Below are 20,782 nucleotides of genomic sequence, written 5' to 3'. Positions count from 1 at the left end.
TAGCAAATTTTCTGGGTGTACCAGCTTTGGTACTTAGTTTTATCTTTGCAAGTAGCGTGCCAAGTAAGGTGCCAAGTAAGCTGCCAAGTGGTTCTATGCCAAATTATGTGGAATTAGGGAAAATTTTGTAGATGATTTGCTAAAGCTTTGCACCGCTTTGGACGCCAACTTGGTGCAATGCACCAAATCGTGGCGGTAATTAACCAAGCAAATCGGCCACGTCCAATATTCTTTGGGCTAGTTCGACCAGCTTCAGATTCTTTTCCATCGCTTGCTTACGCAGGCGTTGATAAGCTTCGTTTTCGCTAAGTTGATGGCGCGCCATTAATAGGCCTTTGGCGCGTTCTATGGTCTTGCGTTCGGCTAGCTTGTTTTTGGTATCGTGCAGTTCAGTGCGTAATTTTTGATCCGCCTGAAATCGTGCCACTGCCACTTCTAATACTGGTTTGACGCGCTCTACCTGTAGGCCTGCCACTACATAGGCAGAGACGCCAACTGCCATGGCGGATGCGAGTTGTGAAGGATTATCTTCCTCCGTGAATAAGACAATAGGACGCGGTGCATCGCGGCTGACTAACACTAATTCTTCCAACACATCGCGCGCATCCGATTCAGCATCGATGATGATCATGTCGGGTTGCAATTGCGTTAAGCGATCAACTAGATACATATCGCCGGGAATAGACGCAATGATGTTATAGCCCGCTTGCAGCAAGCCTATGCGCAAGTCGCGTGAACGTGTCATTTGTCTTTGTATTGCAGATGCATCCTGATCGCTTTGTTCAGAAGCTGCCATGACGGTATTAATGACGACGATCTTCAAACTAGAGGCGTGTGGATCAGACAAGTAATGCTCCAATGAACAATCGAAAAATGCATAAAAACGATGGCGAACAAGATGGTTCATGCAATATTCGCGCCATGCCTGAATTGAATTACGCAGCCAGAATTCACTGTTTGCAAAAGAAAAGCGAATTGCACACAGACTACACGCTCAGCACATGCTGTGATCACATCTGTTTTTTATAGTGTGGACTTGTTATTTCTAATAGGTGTTTTATGAAAGCTAAGATTCTTCTGATCGTACTACCGCAAACAGAAATTGGTCAGTGCATGCTGACACCAACTTCGCTTGAGCACATCCATCGCCTTGCGACTATTTGGCAAGATGCAGGTTACGCTGTTGAACTATTGAATGCAGAAACTGCAAGATTGAATTTATTCGAAATCGTGCGAGAAACGCGTAGGCAAGCACCTCACAGCGTCTGGATAATGAATGCAGAAACTGGCTCTGTTCACGCCTTGGTTTTGGTGTTGATTGCGATGCTGAGATCAGCCTTGCCAGCTTTGCCAGTAATATATAAAAATCGGGTTTTTCATCATTGTATCGGTCAGGCCAAGGTATTTTCCACTACAATGTCCCTCATTAAATCAGCCCTGCAAAATACCTATCATGGCAAGACTTCCGCGCCTGGTTATTCCACATCAAGCTCATCACATCACACAAGCTGGTATCGATAACAAAACGATTTTTGTTGATCATGCCGATTACCAAATATTTCTTGATTGGCTCAAGTTAGGGGCGAAACAGTTTGCAGTGCAAATTCATGCGTATACGATTTTGCCAGACCGCTTTCATTTGCTGGTGACACCCACAGATGAATTGGGCTTGGGAAAATTGATGCAATGGCTGGGACGCTATTACGTTCCATATTTCAATACGAAGTACAAGCGTAGCGGTTTATTATGGCAGGGCAGATTCAAAGCAAGCGTGTTGGAGGCGACACAATATTTTTTACCTTGTTGCGTGATGTTGGAAGAAATGGCAGTACGCCAGCATTTGGTGCAAGACCCTAGTGCTTATCTATGGTCTAGTTGTCAGCATCATTTGGGGATGCGCGCCGATCCTTTATTAGCTGATCATGCGATGTACTGGGGTTTGGGGAATACACCATTTCAGCGTGAAGCTGCGTATCGTCAATTACTAGAGAAAGGTTTGCCATCGAATCTTTTGCAAACCATCACTGACGCTACCAATAAAGCTTGGGTGCTTGGTTCTTCGACATACAAAGCAGAAATGGCAAAACTGACCGAGCGCAGAGTGGAGCCTGTTGCACGTGGGCGCCCCAGAAAGAAAGTGCCGATTTCGGCATGAGAAAATATGCGGATAGTAAAGTAGCCGTTGAAAGCGGCTTTGGAAAGAATTTGCAGGGGCTAAGGTCCTTACTTTTTATCACCACACCTCTGCACAAGCTACTGCGCGGCCGAATTTTGAATCTGCGATTTTGCCAATACGTCGCTGCGCTCAAGCACAGGTGCGCTTCTCGATCCAAACTTCGACCGCTCGCTACGGTTGTACAGAGGTCTCTGCAAATCAGAGGCGAAGTTACTCGCCAACTAATTGCACGGCGTCGATTGTTTTGTAACCACGTTCCAAGTTATTCGCGATCGTAATTTTTACCGCCTTCACTTTATAAGTGGTTTTTTCGAAGCTGCGTACAAACCAAGTACGATTGCCGCGTTTATCGCCTTTTTGGTCGCTAATACCGTCCCACACTGTGTTCCATTTACCCTCGACACTTTGCAGTTCGATTTTATTAATGGATTCAACGCCTTTACCATCGTCGAACACAATCCGCACTTCGCTTGCAGAGACTGGTTTATCGTAATTGACTTCCAGCCAATCAAAACCAATATCTTGACGACCATTGGTCCAAGATTTTCCGTCGACTCCACCTTTCACATTGGTCGCCATATTGTAAGGGGATGCACCAGAACTACCTTCATCACCAAATGTGGAACTGGCTTTCGCACTACTTCCCCACTGTGCCTTGGTATCATTCAAATATTGATCTTCCATCTTGGCATAGTCCATCAACGCTTTCTTTTTCTCTTGCTCACGTTGCTCTGCCGTTGGCTCCACTGCGATAGGTTCAGCTTTATTTACAACTGGTGCTGGTGCAGTCGCAACCGGTGCTGGCTCACTGCTAGCCACTTCAGCAGAAGCTTCTGGTGCTTTCTTATTGCAGCCAAATGCCAACAGGCAACTCAATACGATCAGTAAATGCGAAGCGCGGGATACATTGTTCATGGGATGCTCATTTTAAAAAAGATAAATGAAAAATCATGTTGAATAAACATGAAGCGAAACCTGCATTCTATGCGAGTTCGGGTGGAAGACTGTGAGAAATTGTAAGTATTATTTTTAATCCTGAACTTTCTGTTGTGTGCCTTAGGGAAGCGCAAACTGCACTCAATTGACAATCGTGATTATTTCACCTAGTTCTCACCCAGCGACTTCATTGCAACTAGGGATGATTTTTTTGTGCATATTCTTCTGCTGTTATTTGATAAATCAGACTTTGTTCTTGGCCTGGTACATCGTCGGTTCTGCCTATCATACGCAGACCGGCTTTTTCCAGTGTTTTACGTGAAGGCAGATTTTTCGGTCGGACTAAGCCCAATACAGCATCTCTTTGGCGCACCACAAAGGCCTTATGCAGGCCAGCATCGGCTATCGCGCTGCCAATACCCTTACCCCATGCAGTTGGCGATAAACGAAAATACAAATTCAAGCCCATCTGCGTACCAATTGTCGTATCCATGATGCCGCCAAAGCCAACTACATGCTGCGGCTCGTGTACCAAACTAACCGCCCAGTAACCAAAACCATGCGCCTCCCAATGTGCGATCCAATCTCGCAGTGCTAGCTCAAAACGTTTTGGTGTTGGCGGACCAAAAGGATTAAATCGATTCGTTTCAGGATCGCAATGTATTGCGATGCCAGCATTGAGGTGATCTTGGGTCACAGGTTGTAGAACGATTTTCTCTATCATTTTTATCGTGCTAATTTAATTAGGTCGTTGATCACTTAGGACTTATGTAAAAATGTGCTGTCTAGTCGAACTTAATAACGCTAGCGACTGTTTGGTTACGTCCACTCACTTAAATTCGTTTCCTAAGGTCTCACTTCCTCACCTTCATTCAAGATCAGCAATGGTATCTGGCCTTCGGGCTTATCTTGAATTCTTTGGCGCACCGTCAATAAACGTTGTAAAGCAGAATGACTGCTGTGATCGCCCATTTTCCAACTGGCATTGCCATAGCCCCAAGGGATCATGACTTTGCAACCTAAATCGACAGCGGCGCTGAGGGCATCTTCGGGTGTAGTGTGGACATTGCGATAGCGGGCGCCGTCTTCTTTGTGATAGTAAGATGCGATGGGCAATAGGCATACATCGATGGCGCCGTAACGTTGGCGAATATCTTTAAAGTGTTGTGAATAACCGGTATCACCCGCAAAGAAAAGGGATTTTCCGTGTGACTGTAAAAGCCAGCCATTCCATGAACTCTTGGCAAAATCTTCGTAAATCAGTGGTACTAAAATGCGATTACTGAAATGATGCGCGGGCACAGCATGAATTTGTAGCGATGCGAAGTTTTGTTGACTGTACCAGCCCATCTCATGGATCTGATAGCCAGCTTTGGGGAAGGAATCAGCAAATCCAAGCGGAACCAAATATTGTGGTTTGTTGCCCATCTTTTCAATGTCAGCTTTATTGAAATGATCGTAGTGGATATGCGAATACAACACCACGTTGGCATTCGATAAAACCTGATCACTTAGACCTTGTGGCAGCCCACGGCTAAAACCTTGCAGCAAATGAAAACCCCAATTCACTGGCCAATCAAATTGTTGGCTCACCGGATCGAGCAAGATTTGTTGACCATCCGTCGTGGTAATTTGAAAGCTGGCGTGACCAAACCAACGTACTTTGAAACCACTATTTATTTGTACTGCGGGCTGCGGGCCAGTGTAACGACATTGTTCCGCTGGGCTTTCGCTTTGACATTGCAGTGTTGCTTGTTGTTGATAACAATCTTTTTCACAAGTAAATGGATATGTCTTCTTACCAGGATAAGCATTTTGGTAGCGACCGTCTTCACTGACAACTTGCTTGTAGTCAGGCGCGTGGCTTACTTTTATTTGATTTTGATGGCCACAAGCAGACAGTAACAAGGTGAATGGAAGTGCCAAACCAAGTAGGCTTGAACGTTGAGATTGTGGTGATCTTTTGCGCATAGATTGACAAATAGTTTGAGAGAGCTGGCAGTATAAATTCATTCAGTCATGTTTTCTGAGCTAAGCGCATTGACGGTATTTATCAGATATCGATCGGGCATGAATTACAGTTTGAGTATGGCGCGAAATCCACGTGCACTGTAATAAGACTGCGCGCCGTTGTGATACACAAAGACATGACCGTAGCGACGATCACAAAAGAGCGCACCACCTAGTTTTCTGATTGCCTCAGGCGTGCGTATCCAGCTAGAAGTTTTTTTGTCGAATTCACCGAATGCTTGCAAGGCTCGATACTGTTCCTCGTTCATGAGCTCCACCTCCATTGCAGCCGCCATATCGACCGCACTGTCGCTTGGCTGATGCTCTTTGCGTGATTCCAATCCTGCTCGGTCATAACAAAGACTACGCCGCCCGATCGGGCTTTCTGCAGAAAAATCACAGAACAAATAGGTGTCACTCGATGCGTCATAAGTAAGTACGTCGGGTTCGCCACCTGTGCGTTCCATTTCATTGAGGCTGTTTAGTTTGTCAGGATTTTTTTCTAATTTTTTCAAAATAGAAAGCCATGGTAGATCGCGATGACGAGGAAAATTTTTCTCGAATCGTTCGTGCAAGATCGCGATGATGTTTGATGAGGCACTGGTGTCGGATTTATTTTTCATGGTGATAAAACCTTAGCGAAGGACTATGCTGAATGTGCGAGGAAGCGAGCAGATTGACGCATTATTCTATAGTAAAGTTAAATCAATTATTGCTGCTTATGTGCTGCTTATGTGCTGCTTATGTGCTGCTTATGTGCAGCTTATGTGCAGCTTACACGCAGCTTATGCTCACTTGATACACAATGAATGCATAGCAAATGCTTTGCAATTGCGCTGTCAATACGCCTGCTATCAAGCTTTGCCCCTGTTGTAAAAAGATCGCTTTCCCTGCTTTGTGGTGATGCTATGTGCCAGCTCAACTGAAACCTGTTGACAGTCAAGATGCTGGTTGGCAAAGTGGATTACAGCAGGAATCCTGATGATTCTCTGTGTCATTTCGCAGGTGATTTGTTGCATAGTTTGTTAAAAAATATGATCAAACGAACCAAGTTGGCTTACATCGTGATCACGATGTTGCTTGTCTTTTGTGTGTCTGCCTATGCATCATCGACCTCGGAATTGCGCTTTCAGCGCTTGACCGCTTTGGGTGCCGAGCAATTATCCAGCTTGTCCTTACTGCAAGACCGGCAAGGATTTATCTGGATAGGGACGAACAATGCCGGTTTGTATCGCTTTAATGGCTATCAAACTGAAAAGTATCAAAGCCTAGCGACAGACGCCTCAAGTTTGCCACATGACCGTATATCCGCCTTGTATGAAGATGGTGACGGGCAGATTTGGGTTGGTACGCAAAACGGGCTGGCAAAGTTTAATGCTGAAACAAATAATTTCACACGCTATCTACCATCGAGCGGCGCGGCAAATCAACGCATTATTAAATCCATCGTATCTGACGGTAAATCGGGCTTTTGGATCGCCACTTGGGGTGGGCTGCAGCACTTTGATCCTCTGCAAAGTCGTTTTACTTTATATGTACACGATGCGGCACGAGCCGACAGTTTGGCGACCAATGATTTGAATGCAATCGCAGTGGATGAGCGCGGCGGTGTGTGGGCTGGAACTTGGCCCGCAGGTATTGATTACTTGGCACCAGGTTCAACTAGTTTTCGTCATTTTCGTATTGATAATGCGGATCAACCAGACTCCAAATTAAATATCGTCCGATCTACCTATCTCGATGCGCAAGGAATGTTGTGGATAGGCACAGAAAATGGCATTGTGCTCTGGCATACCGCCACTGATTGGAGCACGCGGCGACGTGTCGATACACCCGCTAGCAGAGTCAATCATATTTATGCAGATCGTCATGGTGTGGTTTGGGCGGCGACGCTTTCTGCAGGATTACTACGATGGGATGCCAGCACAAAAAAGTTTAAGCAATTCGTCAAGCAAGCGATTGACCCTTATAGCTTGCCGTCTGACGATGTACGCGCAGTTTTACATGATCGTGGCGGCATGCTCTGGATTGCGACGTTAACGGATGGCATCGCGATCACCAATCTCAATAGTAAAGGTTTTCAAAGGATCATTCCTTTTGATGCGGATGCGCAAAATCCTCGGCCAAATAATGCGATTGGTCGTATTGCAGGCGCAGCGGATGGGCAGATCTGGCTTGCGAATAATAATGGCGTGGCTTTGTTTGACTTAAGTAGCAGTAAAGTGCTGAAGCATTATCGGGCGCATAAAAATCAACGCGGATCTCTGAGCAATGATCTCGTCTATAGTTTGCACAAACAAGAAAATGGCCCGTTGTGGATTGGTACCTCAGTTGGTTTAAATCGTTTGGATGACAACAATGGGCGCGAGGCACAATTTACGGTGATTCAATTTGGTAGCATTGCCGATGATTACATCAACACGATTGCTGCCGGCGACGAAGGTGTTCTTTGGCTAGGCACAGGGAACAGCCTGATTCGTTATGAAATAAAAACCGGTAAACATCATAAATATTTATCTGATCCTGCCGACCCTGACAGCCGCAGTGCAAAGGGAACGACGACGATTTTACAAGATAGCAGAAGACGTTTATGGGCGGGAGCAGAATGGGTTGGTGGTGGCTTAGATTTGCTGGATCAAAAGACCGGTAAATTCACACACTTCCGGCATGATGCATCTGATCCGACGAGTATCAGCGCAGACAATATTTCTTCTTTACATGAAGATGCGAAAGGACGTATTTGGGTTGGCGCATCGAATGGCTTAAATCAAATTATTACATCGCAAGATGGACGGATTTCGTTTCGACATTTTTCTGATAGCCGTAGCATTGGGCCCGCGAAAATCGTGGCGATTGAGAGTGACTTACAAGGCAGGCTGTGGCTTAGTACGGTTAACGGTTTAATTTGCTTTGAACCGGATAGCGGTGTGGTAAAACGTTACACGGCAAGCGATGGTTTGTCGGATAGCTTTTCTGGCGCATCGTATCGAGATAAACAAGGCGTGCTGTATTTTGGTGGCACAAAAGGGATTACCTCGGTTTATCCAACCGCAGTGCGTAGCTTCTCGACACCTCCACAGCTAGCAATCACCGACATCAGCGTTTTTAATCGCTCATTGAAGTCTGGAAAGCCACCTACAGGCGTGAGGCTTACAGGGCCGGTTACCGCACCAAAGGAGCTCACAATTAGCCAACAGGAGTCGGTTTTTTCGATTGAATTTGCCGCGCTGCATTTCACCAATCCTGCACAAAACAGATACGCTTATCGCTTGGAGGGTTTTGATCGTGATTGGGTTGAAGTTGATGCTGATCGACGCAGCGCTACCTATACGAATTTGAATCCAGGTGACTATGTTTTTCAGGTGAAGGCAGCAAATGATCTTGGGGTTTGGAGTGAGAAAGTCGCTAGTGTGAACATCGCGATACCACCAAGATATTGGCAAACCGTGTGGTTTCGATGGTTGATGTTGTTTGTCGTGGCAGGATTATTGTTTGTGATTTATCGCTGGCGGGTTGCACATTTAACCCGTGATCAGGCTCGATTAGAATCGTTGGTTGCAGTGCGCCTGCAAGAGCTGGTAGCGCAACAACAAGTCAATCGAGACAACGCTGAACGCATGCAAGCGATTTTACAAAATGCAGCCGACGCGATTTTGACAACCGATAAATACTGGACAATAGAATCGTGTAATCGCGCAGGTTTAGCCTTGTTTGGCTGGCAGCTTGATGCGATTAAGAGAATGCCTTATGCCAAATTGTGCGCTGAAGATGTGAGCGATCAATTGCAGGAGCGGGTCGCGAGCGAAGATTTTGCCCAAAAGGGGCATAGCGAAATGGAATTGCAGCAAGTGCGTGCCGACGGTAGCGTGTTCTTGGCTGAGTTATCCTTGAGTGGTTTTGCAGATGCAGGGCAGAGAAAATTTATTTTAATCGTACGTGATATCACAGAGCAAAAACGGGTTGAACGTATGAAGACACAATTTGTTTCCACCGTTAGTCATGAGCTGCGTACGCCTTTAACGGCGATACGTGGTGGGCTTGGATTAATGGTTGGCGGTGTTGCTGGTGAGTTGCCAGTTGCTGCGGCGAAGTTGGGGCAAATTGCTTTAAATAACGCAGAACGTTTGGCACGTTTAATCAATGATTTGCTGGATATGCAGAAAATTGAAGCGAATATGATGGATTTCAATTTTCAGAAAATACCATTGTCGAGTTTGATTGCCGATGTATTGGAATCGAATCAAGCTTTTGCGCAACGATTGGGCGTTTCCTTATTGATTGATAGCGATATTCCGAATCAAGCATTGCGTGTTGATCCAGATCGTTTCGCTCAGGTGATGGCGAATCTTTTGTCCAATGCCTGTAAATATTCGCCGCAAGGCGAGCACGTCAGATTACGCTTGACGCCTAATACAGAAGGGCGAGTTAAAATCGAAGTGATTGATCGTGGTCCTGGTATCTCTGCCAATTTCAGTGAAAGAATTTTTCAAAAATTTTCACAAGCAGATGCTTCCGATACGCGCGCAAAAGATGGCACAGGATTAGGGTTAACAATCGCCAAAGAAATGGTAGAGCGCATGGATGGGAAAATCGGTTTCTATCCAAATCCTCTTGGTGGTACGATATTTTTTGTTGAGTTTCCTATGCTTTCGGTTGATCGACAAATTTGATTTTGAAGAATTTCAGCTTTAGAAATATTCGACCTTGGGAGTTCACTTCTTTACCTAGGAATTAATTCGATAGGGATTGATGTGCTCGTTTTACTTTAGCGCTTTGAGTGCGTCATCAATTGCATCAGGATCGAAACCAGAAATTTTACGATTGCCAATCAGAATGAGTGGCACAATTTCCCCACCTAGCTTCTGAAAATCTTTCTCTCCTTTTTTATGCATATCAACATCGTAATCGACGATGGCAATCTTTTTATTGTGAAAGTAGTTGCGTGCTTCTTTGCAGTAAGGGCAAGTAGCCGTTCCATATAAAATGATCTGAGATTTTGTGCCCGCATAGAATTCAGAATAATTTCCTTCGACGTAGGATTTCTTTGTCAGTTCTTTTAAGTTGATCACAGCATAGCCGATGCTAAATCCGAAGAATATCGTCACGATAAAGAAGAGGCTTTGTTTAAGATAGTGAGGGAGTTTCATTTTGTTTTTATTCGTGAATAGGCGAGGATATTTTTACTTGCTATCTGCGGACACTTTGACCGGATAAACGATAAAAATTAAGTCATCCCCTAGCAATTTGAGGACGACTTAATCTGCATTGAAATCGCATACGATTAGCAAAAATCACGCAGTCATTTATCAGTATTACTAGTTTCCATGCTTGTTGCAGTTCTTTGTGCAGTTTGCCCACGAAGTGTTGCAAGATTGTTTTTGTTGAGGTGTGCTTGCTTTTGCCAGACACTTAGCTTTACCCATACCGCAACCTTGCAAGCAGCCCCCATTATTGATTGCGCTTGCAGAAAACGCCATTCCAATACCGATGGAGCACGCCAGAGCCAATAATAATCGCTTCATAAAATCTCCTTTTGTAAGAATTAAATAGTTCATTTCGACGAAAATTACTTACAGCGATCAGACGGCTGTTGTACCAATTTCGTCAACGAAAGAATATGGGTTCTGAGTTACGTCTGCCATTCGGAAAATGTCTCGGAGATATCGATGAAATCACGATAAAATTGGCGTGGGATATTGGTGATGATGCTAGGAAGAACTAGAGTTACTACTTAGTGTAGGTACAGATCACCAAGCATAGACAATTAAAAATCTTGATCAAGTTTAAATCTGGACCGCGGAAATACACAGATGCAGTCGTGCTTATTGCAACCGTGCTTTGAATAAGATCTTCTATATCTTGTACATGCATACCTAGCAGATGAGCGATGACCGCGATAATTGAGGTTTCAATAAATAAGCAAAGTTTGATTCCAACTTGAGTGAGTGAATGTGCTTTCGTTTCGAATTGATTGATTCACTAATCGATAAAGAAAAAATCATCCCCTAATAGTTTGAGGATGATTTATTCAATATTTCGATCGCATACGATGTACAAAAATCACACAGTCATTTTTCTTTCTATTTGAAATTAGCAATTAGCTTTGCATGCATTGTAATTGTCGCTACACTTTTTCCGTTCTACGTCAGTTTTTGCCTTTCTATTACAAGCTTGTGCAGCGGCTTGGCATCCTCTTTGACAGCCTACTCCGGGACCTGGTGTAGGGTCAGCGCTAGCAGAAAGCGCCATCCCAATACCGATAGAACATGCCAACGCAAATAGTAATCGTTTCATAAAATCTCCTTTTTTAAGAGTAAAATAATTCATCACGACAAAATCATTCACAGCGAATAGTTGGCTGTTGTGCTAATTTCGTCAATGAAAGGATATTGATTCTTCGAGGCATCTACTATTCGGAAATTATCTCTGTGATATGGATGAATTTACGATGAAATTGAATTGGCGTATTGGTGATGATGCTAGGAAAGTTAGAATTACTACTTAGTGCGGATACTGAACACTAGTCATAATAAATTGGAAATCTCGATTAAGGTTAAATTTTTGTCGCAAAAATCATTGTAATAAGTGTGCCTCTTGTAGCATTGCGTCGTAAAGGATCTTAGGTTATTTGAGAACATTCAATCGATAAAATACGGAAGAAAAAAACATTCCTGCATGCGGTTAAAGAAGTTCCGCATTGAGGAATGTCTCGTTTATGTGCTTTGATAGAACTAAGATGAAGATGTTGATGCCAATGATGATGCTCACCACTCCAAATATTCAATCCCACTTTGGATCTGCCCAATAATTTGCGCCTGATTTTCTGCGCTTTCACTGAAACTCACCAATACTTCAGCGCGCGACATATCGCCGCTATTGAGTTTGTAGTTCCAGTAATCAAAGCCACCGTGATCTGGCGCACGATGCAAGACATTTTGATAGAGCGTGGTGATGAAACTCGCATTGCTGGTGTAGCTTCCATACAGCGTTTGGAATTCAGCAGAGCGATAAAATTCATTCGCCACTCTGGTCAGATTCATGCCGTCGTCTAATTTATTGATCCAGTAACCCAGTCCTTCCAAATCGGGTTTGCGGTCAAAGGCGGCTTGGTACAAACGATAGGCCTGACCTGCTGCGCCATTCACATCGAACGCCAATGCATAATCATCAAACAGTAAGCGTTCGATTTGCACGACTTGATCAGTGCCTTCTTCGCCAAGCTTGTCTTTGATCATAAAATTATTCAGGCTACCGCTGATATTGTACTCATCGATGTCGCCAGCCATGATCAGGAAGTCAAGCCCACTGCCACCATGGAAATAGTCATTCCCCGCACTGTTGAGGATGGTGTCGCTACCACTATAGGCTTCGATATGGTCATCCCCTTTACTACCACGCAAATAGTCATGGTTGTAACTACCATACACATCCAAACCTGCCATTTTGCTCGCTTCTAAACCAATCACATAATCGGTTGGCGCATAAGACAAATTGCTGACTTTGACGAAGTAATCACCACGCGAATAGTCGCCGTTATAGTCAAAACTGATCAGGCCATCTGTCGTTAGATTGGCGACGCTCGTATCAACACTACTCAAAGGTGTGCCATAGCGATCTGTGACAGTGACGCGAATACCGCTGAAATTTTCAGTCCACGCGTTTGCATTGCTATAGTTATTGATGACATCCGTAGATAGTAGAATGGAGTAATGCCCAGGGCCATCAAGATTGAGTTGGTACCAATCAGTCATATCATTGGCAGATAATTTTCCGAATGACACCATGTCACGCTGGACTTTAAAAGTCGAACTCAAACCATTCGAATCAAAGCCTTTAGTTTTCTCATCAAAATAACTACCATCGCCATATACGTATGCCATAAAAACTCTCCGCTCGCTCGTCGAAAATCAATAATGCTGAAATGAATTCTAAATACCAAGCTTGCATGCACGCTCAGTAGCTCAAATTGATTGAGTACTCAAAATTCATATTCAAAGGGGAGAGACAATCCGCGGTTACCTCTTGAGAGATTTAACGTTGGTGTTTTGAAATGCGATGACAGGATTGTTAAAAAAGTTTAAATGGCAGTGTTCTATAGCGAATCCATAATCAAGCGTGGCGAGCAATTGTTCGATGGTAGCTGCTACATTGTGTACATTGCGCCTTCAAGTTCGCGAGTCGAGACCAAACACGCGCAGCTCTTGTTGGCAGTGACAAGCTTTAGCGATGCGTGCCGCCCAAGCGATGGCCTCGTCACGTGTAGCTAGTTCAAGCACAGTAAAACCACCATTTAACATAGGCGCCCAAGGGTAACCGCCCAAAGTGATCGTGCCATCGGCAGCGACCAACACGGGTGGCATGCTTTCGTCAATGCCGCCAGCGAAGACATACACCCCTGCTGCTTTTGCTTCTTCGATGACCGCATGCACGTCGCGGCCAACTTCTGCTAATTCGTGATCAGGTACTTGCATTGCTGCGCTGGGAAAGGAGATTAGGTATTTAGACATGGGGCTTTTTTATAAGTGATGGTGATTGGAGTGCGTTGCCTCGCGATATCGTGATTTAATTTATGTCTACTTAAAATACGGCCTCAACGTTGACGCTGAGCCGATTGGTTAGACATCGCTACGGTGCCACCGTAAGAACGGCACCCTCTGGCAGGCGACCGCCGCGGAGAACTGCACTCATAAGCAATGCGTCCGCATCGGATGTCGCGCTTAAAGCAATATCCCGCGTGAGAGGGCCGGAAATCCGAAGCCTGACCATGACGCGACCATCCCATTCGACAACGACGTCCTTGCCTAGAGCGTTCTGCGTCCTTGCAGTGACCCTAGACGCTGCAGCGTCGCTAAGTCGAATTGCGAGCTCGGGGCGGCCTCGCCCATTAAATGGTCGGGAATCCGCCACATCGGATTCGACAATAAGGGGATTATCTCGTTCGCCTTGAAGTGTTACCTTGAAGCGGCCAACCGTTCGAACCAAGTACTCCACCTGCCCAGAGGTCGGGGTCCACCCTGAGAAGCGAATCTTGATTCGGCTTCCTTGAACTTGAGCAGAAACGGAGTCAAACATGCTGGGCTTCAAGCTATCGAAGCGCTTCTCGATTACCTGAGCAACGCCCGCAATTTGAGATGCTTCCTGCCCAGAGACCTGCAATGAAATGGAGCTTGTTGCTGCTACTGCTGGGACTGCACTGAATGTAAGCGCGAGAGCAAGAAGTCGCCGATTGAATTGAATGGTGGCGTGATGGTTCATGTTGTTCTCTGATGTTTAACGTTTAGTTCCCTGGAAATAGAGAGCTAGTGTGTAATTTTGGGTAACCAAATATAGTACATAATAACTGTATGTTTATACAGCTCGAAAAAAATGCTATTTAGTGAAGCGATGAACACCAGCGCGAATAACGACAAGTCGTTGATTCGGACAGGCGATCATCGCTTCAGGTGTAAAGCATTTGAACGGGCAAAATTTTGGAGAGTTCGTGGATAAAATTGCTTTGCCGTTGCTCGCCGCTCTCTATTCCAGAGAACGTTTCACTAGAAAGGGACATCGCAAAAACCGCGATGCCCTTCAGTTAAATAGGTGATCGGAATGCGACCATCACAAATATGTAAAAGTGAAGACTTATTCGCGATTCCTATCAACTGCTATGTTAGCTCGCAACTCTATGACGATGCTTGGAAAATCTTCTTGCGCTTTTTCACGACGTGCCGCTAGCGCGCCTTGGTCTGGGAGACTCTTAACAAATTTGAAGGAAACGTGGCCCAAGACTAGAACTATCCCTGCCGCAAGGAAGTTCTTAAATGCAGCGAATCCAAAGGCGATCCCGAAAGTGGCTAGTGTAATCATTAGTGGCACTCTATCCAGCCAACGTTCTCTGGCCGTACTCGCTACTTGGATAGCTTCGTTGACGATTTCGTCGGGGATGTCGGTTCGATATGCTGTGTAAGCGTAATTACCTGCAGGGATGACCATATCGCTGCGAATGAGTGGATTTGGTTTGAATTCTTGGAAGGTCGATTCAACTCCACCAAACGCAATGCGACCACCCAAAGAACTGAACTCGCCTGTCAACTTATCGTCTGTTAGGCAGTACTGCATGATCTTCTCGGGAGGAAATTCATTAATGTACAAGTGTAAAAGGTAACCGCCATCCGCGCCCGTTGGAAGTCGAATAAGATGTTTACTCGCTTCAAGTTCGTGAAGCCCTTTTTCGTTTAATGGGTGAGTTCGAGGAATCGCCTCAGTGTCGAACAAGGCCATTTCAGCAATGTCGGTTCCAGCAGAAAGTCGATGGTCGGTCATGAAAGCTTGTTTTAAAGTGAGAAAAACCGAAGTTAACACATTCTTAAATTTTCATCAATAAAGTTCCAAGTCTCTCAAAACCCGCGCCAACTATTGTTCTTTTTTGTTATACCTGTATCAAAACAGGTATAACAGAGTGAACATGAGAGTCCTGCACATTTGATCTCTTTCATGTCCCCGCTGTGGCTTGCACCCACTAGAGCTTCCTCAATTAGTTTTGCTCCTCCATGACCACTTTTTGCTTGATTTGACGCCTGCACATCGTCGCTACGGCGAATTTCATATTGGCTCCCTTTGCATAATATATTTACTCCGTCCCCAATAAAAAATACCAAAAAATAAGACCAGTTTTTATAAACTCTGACCCTAATTTTTCTTGTTGTGAAATCTTTTGCGCTGCACTATTCTTGAGCCCAAGTTTGATTTTTTTATTGTCGATTGGGTGATTTCCAAAACTTTATTTGGGATTGTTCAGCAAGCAGATTGAGGTACTTCGGCAACGAAGTGCAGCAATGCAACAGCAGGGGGAACTATGCAAGTACAAGGTTTATACGATCCAAGTAACGAAAAAGATGCCTGCGGTGTCGGTTTTATTGCGCATATCAAGGGTAAGAAGACGCATGCCATCGTTGAACAAGGTCTGTTGATTCTGAAAAATCTCGATCACCGCGGTGCGGTGGGTGCCGATGCTTTGATGGGTGACGGTGCGGGTGTCTTGATTCAGATTCCTGACCAATACTATCGCGAAGAGATGGCGAAGCAGGGCGTGGAATTGCCACCGCCTGGTGAGTATGGCGTGGGTATGATCTTTTTACCAAAGGAACATGCGTCGCGTTTGGCGTGTGAACAAGAGATAGAACGTGCGGTGCGTGCTGAAGGTCAAGTGGTGTTGGGCTGGCGCGATGTGCCAGTCGATCGTGAAATGCCGATGTCGCCGACTGTTCGTGAAAAAGAGCCAGTGATTCGTCAGATCTTTATCGGCCGCGGCCCTGACATCATGGTGACCGATGCCTTGGAGCGTAAGCTCTACGTGATCCGTAAATCGGCAGTGCATGCGATTGAGGCTTTGCACCTCTTGCATGGTAAAGAATATTTTGTGCCGTCGATGTCGGCGCGTACCATCGTCTACAAAGGTTTGTTGCTGGCGGATCAGGTCGGTGTCTACTACAAAGATTTGCAAGACGAGCGTTGTGTGTCTGCTTTGGCTTTGGTGCATCAGCGTTTCTCTACTAATACTTTCCCAGAATGGCCGCTGGCTCACCCTTACCGCATGATTGCGCATAACGGCGAGATCAATACGGTTAAAGGTAACTTCAACTGGATGCGTGCGCGTGAAGGCGTGATGAAGTCAGCCGTGTTGGGTGATGATTTGCAAAAACTGTATCCACTGATTTTTGAAGGCCAATCTGATACCGCAAGTTTTGATAATGCGCTGGAACTCTTGGTGATGGCCGGTTATCCAATCGCCCAAGCGATGATGATGATGATTCCTGAGGCTTGGGAAAATCACACCATGATGGATGACAACCGTCGCGCTTTCTACGAATACCACGCCGCGATGATGGAGCCATGGGATGGCCCCGCAGCGATGGCGTTTACCGATGGTCGTCAGATCGGTGGCACTTTGGATCGCAATGGTTTGCGTCCTGCACGTTACATTATTACTGATGATGATTTGGTGGTGATGGCTTCTGAATCTGGCGTGTTGCCGATTCCAGAAGCGCGCATCATCAAAAAATGGCGCCTGCAACCAGGTAAGATGTTTTTGATCGACTTGGAAGCTGGTCGCATCATCGACGATAAAGAAATCAAAGATACCTATTCCAATGCCAAGCCTTACAAGCAGTGGATTAATTCTGTACGTATCAAACTTAATTCGCTCAAAGGTGAAGAGGACAATACGCCAGAAGCGGCTTCGCTGTTAGATAGACAGCAAGCTTTCGGTTACACCCAAGAAGACATCAAGTTCTTGATGGAGCCGATGGCGGTATCGGGCGAAGAAGCAATTGGTTCTATGGGTAACGATTCATCCTTAGCGGTGATGTCGAACAAGCTCAAGCCACTGTATAACTACTTCAAACAATTATTCGCGCAGGTGACGAATCCACCTATCGATCCTATCCGCGAAGCGATGGTGATGTCGCTGGTGTCGTTCATCGGTCCAAAACCGAATTTGCTCGACACGAATAACATCAATCCACCGATGCGTTTGGAAGTCTCGCAACCAGTATTGGATTTTGCGGATATCGCGAAACTGCGTAACATCAGTGCGAATACTGGCGGTAAATTTAAATCTTACGAGCTCGATATTTGCTATCCAGTCGCATGGGGTAAAGACGGTATCGAAGCACGTCTGGCGTCAATTTGTGCAGAAGTGGTGGATGCGGTGAAATCCGGTCACAACATCATGATCATCACCGATCGCAAGATGGATGCAAACTTTGTGGCGATTCCGGCCTTGTTGGCGACATCCACGGTGCATCAACATTTAGTCAGCAAGGGTTTGCGTACCACGACAGGTTTAGTGGTCGAAACTGGCTCCGCACGCGAAACACATCACTTCGCCTTGCTGGCAGGTTATGGCGCGGAAGCCGTGCATCCTTACTTAGCGATGCAAACGCTCGCGGATATGGCGACTAAATTGAAAGATGTGGACGCAGAAAAAGCCATCTACAACTACACCAAAGCAATCGGCAAAGGCTTGCATAAAGTCATGTCGAAAATGGGTATCTCGACTTATATGTCTTACTGCGGCGCGCAGATTTTCGAAGCCGTGGGTTTGAATAAATCTTTGGTTGATAAATACTTCAAAGGCACCGCGTCGAATGTTGAAGGCATAGGCGTTTTTGAAGTTGCAGAAGAAGCCTTGCGTTTGCATACAGCCGCGTTCGGCAATGATCCAGTGTTGGCGAATGCCCTTGATGCCGGTGGTGAATATGCATTCCGTATCCGTGGTGAAGACCATATGTGGACGCCGGATTCGATTGCGAAGTTGCAGCATTCCACACGTTCAAATAACTTTAATTCCTACAAAGAATACGCTCAAATCATCAATGATCAATCCAAGCGTCACATGACTTTGCGTGGCTTGTTTGAATTTAAGATTGATCCTAGCAAAGCGATTCCGCTTGATCAGGTTGAGCCAGCTAAAGAAATCGTTAAACGCTTTGCGACTGGTGCGATGTCCATGGGTTCTATCAGTACCGAAGCGCATGCGACTTTGGCGGTAGCGATGAATCGTATCGGTGGCAAATCGAATACCGGTGAAGGCGGCGAAGACCCAGCGCGTTATACACAAGAGTTGAAAGGTATTCCGATCAAACAAGGCGCAACCATGGCGTCGGTGATTGGCAAAGATCAGATTGAGGTTGATATTCCTTTGCAAGAAGGCGATTCTCTGCGTTCACGTATTAAGCAAGTCGCATCCGGTCGCTTCGGTGTGACGGCAGAATACTTAAGCTCCGCTGATCAAATTCAGATCAAAATGGCGCAAGGTGCGAAGCCAGGTGAAGGTGGTCAGTTGCCAGGTCATAAGGTGTCTGAATACATCGCGAAACTCCGTTTCTCCGTGCCAGGTGTGGGCTTGATTTCTCCACCTCCGCATCATGATATTTATTCGATCGAAGATTTGGCGCAGTTGATTCATGACTTGAAAAACGTCAATCCACGTGCATCGATTTCCGTGAAGCTGGTGTCTGAAGTTGGCGTCGGTACGATTGCGGCTGGTGTGACAAAAGCGAAGTCCGATCATATCGTGATCGCAGGTCATGACGGCGGTACAGGTGCTTCACCTTTGTCATCGGTGAAACATGCAGGCACACCATGGGAACTCGGTTTGTCAGAAACCCAGCAAACTTTGGTCTTGAATGGCTTGCGTGGTCGTGTGCGTGTGCAAGCTGACGGACAAATGAAAACAGGTCGTGACGTCGTGATTGCGGCGATGTTGGGCGCAGATGAAATCGGTTTTGCTACTGCACCTTTGGTCGTAGAAGGCTGCATCATGATGCGTAAGTGCCATTTGAATACTTGCCCAGTTGGTGTGGCAACTCAAGATCCAGAATTGCGCAAAAAGTTTTCTGGTAAGCCTGAATACGTCGTGAATTATTTCTTCTTTGTCGCCGAAGAAGCACGTCAAATCATGGCGCAATTAGGCATCCGTACTTATGACGAATTGATTGGCCGTGTGGATCTTTTGGATAAATCCAAAGCGATCACCCACTGGAAAGCGAAGGGCTTGGACTTCAGCCGTATATTCCATCAAGTCGATGCGGGTGCCGATGTGGCGACGCGTCACGTTGATGTGCAAGATCATGGCCTCGATAAAGCCTTGGATAACAAATTAATTGCGCAAGCCAAATTGGCGTTGGAAACCGGCGAAAAAGTCTCCTTCATCCAGCCTATCAAAAACTTGAACCGTACAGTCGGTGCGATGTTGTCCGGTGAAGTCGCAAAACGTTACGGTCATGCTGGTTTGCCAGATGACACGATCCATATTCAATTGCAAGGTACTGCAGGTCAATCTGCTGGAGCATTCTTAGCGCGCGGTGTGACCTTGGATTTGGTCGGCGAAGGTAATGATTATGTCGGTAAAGGTTTGTCAGGTGGTCGCATCATCATTCGTCCAAACACCGAGTTCCGTGGCTGGGCAGTCGATAACATCATCTGCGGTAACACTGTTCTGTACGGTGCGATTGCTGGTGAAGCTTTCATTAACGGCGTGGCAGGTGAGCGTTTCGCAGTGCGTAACTCCGGAGCGCTGGCAGTGATCGAAGGCACCGGTGATCATGGTTGTGAATACATGACAGGCGGCACGGTGGTGGTACTTGGCGCAACTGGCCGTAACTTCGCAGCGGGTATGTCTGGCGGTATCGCTTACGTCTACGATCCCGATGGTGAGTTTGCACCTAAGTGCAATATGTCTATGGTGAGTTTGGAATCTGTCTTAGCGGGTGATGAACAAGAGAAAAACGTCGCTAAATCCCTATGGCATGCTAAGACTCGCGGTGGTGAGGCGGAAACCGACGAAGCAATTTTGCGCAGTTCGATTGAGCGTCATTTCAAACACACGGGCAGCACGCGTTCACGTAATTTGTTGGACGACTGGGCGCGTAGTCGCGCCAAGTTCGTCAAGGTATTCCCACACGAATACAAACGGGCTTTGGGTGAGATGTTTGCGGCGAAACAGGCTGACGTCAAATTGGAAAAAGCGGCTTAAGGAATCAAAACCTCTCAACACAGAGGTAAAGGCAGGCCTTTACGAGTTAGAGAGAAAAGCAGGAGAAAGTTTGAGTAGTGGTGAACTGGTTTTCACCCCTTCCCCTTCAAGGGGAAGGCTGGGATGGGGATGGATTTTAG

The 20,782-nt window shown here is 45.9% G+C and carries 14 protein-coding genes; 4 read left to right on the top strand and 10 right to left on the bottom strand.

All coding sequences use genetic code 11. The features are described from left to right. Positions 1-199: 199 nt before the first annotated feature. Positions 200-745 carry an ANTAR domain-containing response regulator gene (locus H8K33_RS11135; protein ID WP_390319696.1) on the bottom strand — a complete coding sequence of 182 codons (546 nt, stop codon included), beginning with the start codon at positions 743-745 and terminating at the stop codon, positions 200-202. 314 nt (positions 746-1,059) lie between these two features. Between H8K33_RS11135 and H8K33_RS11130 the strand changes: the two genes are divergently transcribed. After that, positions 1,060-1,521, top strand: a complete 462-nt coding sequence (locus H8K33_RS11130) for a hypothetical protein (RefSeq protein ID WP_186891110.1) — start codon at positions 1,060-1,062, stop codon at positions 1,519-1,521. Then, positions 1,454-2,155 carry a transposase gene (locus tag H8K33_RS11125; protein WP_186891109.1) on the top strand — a complete coding sequence of 234 codons (702 nt, stop codon included), beginning with the start codon at positions 1,454-1,456 and terminating at the stop codon, positions 2,153-2,155. Before H8K33_RS11130 ends, H8K33_RS11125 begins: the two co-directional genes overlap by 68 nt. Positions 2,156-2,386: 231 nt before the next feature. Here H8K33_RS11125 and H8K33_RS11120 read toward each other — a convergent pair whose 3' ends face one another. The 4 genes from H8K33_RS11120 to H8K33_RS11105 form a co-directional block, all read right to left on the bottom strand. Next, positions 2,387-3,091 (bottom strand): hypothetical protein, encoded by a 705-nt coding sequence (locus H8K33_RS11120; RefSeq protein WP_186891108.1) that lies wholly within the window; start codon positions 3,089-3,091, stop codon positions 2,387-2,389. Positions 3,092-3,308: 217 nt separating this feature from the next. Continuing rightward, positions 3,309-3,836, bottom strand: coding sequence for a GNAT family N-acetyltransferase (locus tag H8K33_RS11115; protein ID WP_186891107.1), 528 nt, complete (start codon positions 3,834-3,836; stop codon positions 3,309-3,311). A 122-nt stretch (positions 3,837-3,958) separates the two neighbouring features. Next, entirely contained in the window at positions 3,959-5,083 is a 1,125-nt protein-coding gene (locus H8K33_RS11110; protein ID WP_186891106.1) for an MBL fold metallo-hydrolase, read from the bottom strand. Between the two features lie 104 nt (positions 5,084-5,187). Next, a complete protein-coding gene (locus H8K33_RS11105) occupies positions 5,188-5,745 on the bottom strand; it encodes a DUF4256 domain-containing protein (protein WP_186891105.1) in 558 nt (185 codons plus the stop codon). A gap of 309 nt (positions 5,746-6,054) precedes the next feature. Between H8K33_RS11105 and H8K33_RS11100 the strand changes: the two genes are divergently transcribed. Then, positions 6,055-9,792, top strand: a complete 3,738-nt coding sequence (locus tag H8K33_RS11100; protein WP_186891104.1) for a two-component regulator propeller domain-containing protein — start codon at positions 6,055-6,057, stop codon at positions 9,790-9,792. Between the two features lie 90 nt (positions 9,793-9,882). Here H8K33_RS11100 and H8K33_RS11095 read toward each other — a convergent pair whose 3' ends face one another. The 5 genes from H8K33_RS11095 to H8K33_RS11070 form a co-directional block, all read right to left on the bottom strand. Then, the gene (locus H8K33_RS11095) at positions 9,883-10,269 is read right to left on the bottom strand and encodes a glutaredoxin family protein (protein WP_186891103.1); all 387 of its coding nucleotides are present in this window, start codon (positions 10,267-10,269) and stop codon (positions 9,883-9,885) included. A 168-nt stretch (positions 10,270-10,437) separates the two neighbouring features. Continuing rightward, positions 10,438-10,644 carry a hypothetical protein gene (locus H8K33_RS11090; protein WP_186891102.1) on the bottom strand — a complete coding sequence of 69 codons (207 nt, stop codon included), beginning with the start codon at positions 10,642-10,644 and terminating at the stop codon, positions 10,438-10,440. Between the two features lie 1,242 nt (positions 10,645-11,886). Beyond that, entirely contained in the window at positions 11,887-13,002 is a 1,116-nt protein-coding gene (locus H8K33_RS11085; protein ID WP_186891101.1) for a DUF4214 domain-containing protein, read from the bottom strand. 285 nt (positions 13,003-13,287) lie between these two features. Further along, on the bottom strand, positions 13,288-13,629 hold the full coding sequence (locus H8K33_RS11080; protein ID WP_186891100.1) for a YciI family protein: 342 nt from the start codon (positions 13,627-13,629) through the stop codon (positions 13,288-13,290). A 1,117-nt stretch (positions 13,630-14,746) separates the two neighbouring features. Beyond that, positions 14,747-15,427, bottom strand: a complete 681-nt coding sequence (locus H8K33_RS11070) for a hypothetical protein (protein ID WP_186891098.1) — start codon at positions 15,425-15,427, stop codon at positions 14,747-14,749. Between the two features lie 532 nt (positions 15,428-15,959). Here H8K33_RS11070 and H8K33_RS11065 point away from each other — a divergent pair. Beyond that, the gene (locus tag H8K33_RS11065) at positions 15,960-20,642 is read left to right on the top strand and encodes a glutamate synthase-related protein (RefSeq protein WP_186891097.1); all 4,683 of its coding nucleotides are present in this window, start codon (positions 15,960-15,962) and stop codon (positions 20,640-20,642) included. The last annotated feature ends 140 nt before the right edge of the window (positions 20,643-20,782 follow it).

Source organism: Affinundibacterium amnicola, assembly GCF_014284275.1.
Classification (GTDB): domain Bacteria; phylum Pseudomonadota; class Gammaproteobacteria; order Burkholderiales; family Burkholderiaceae_D; genus Undibacterium; species Undibacterium amnicola.
The sequence above is the reverse complement of the archived record's forward strand: the minus strand, read 5'-3'. Positions and strand labels throughout refer to the sequence as shown.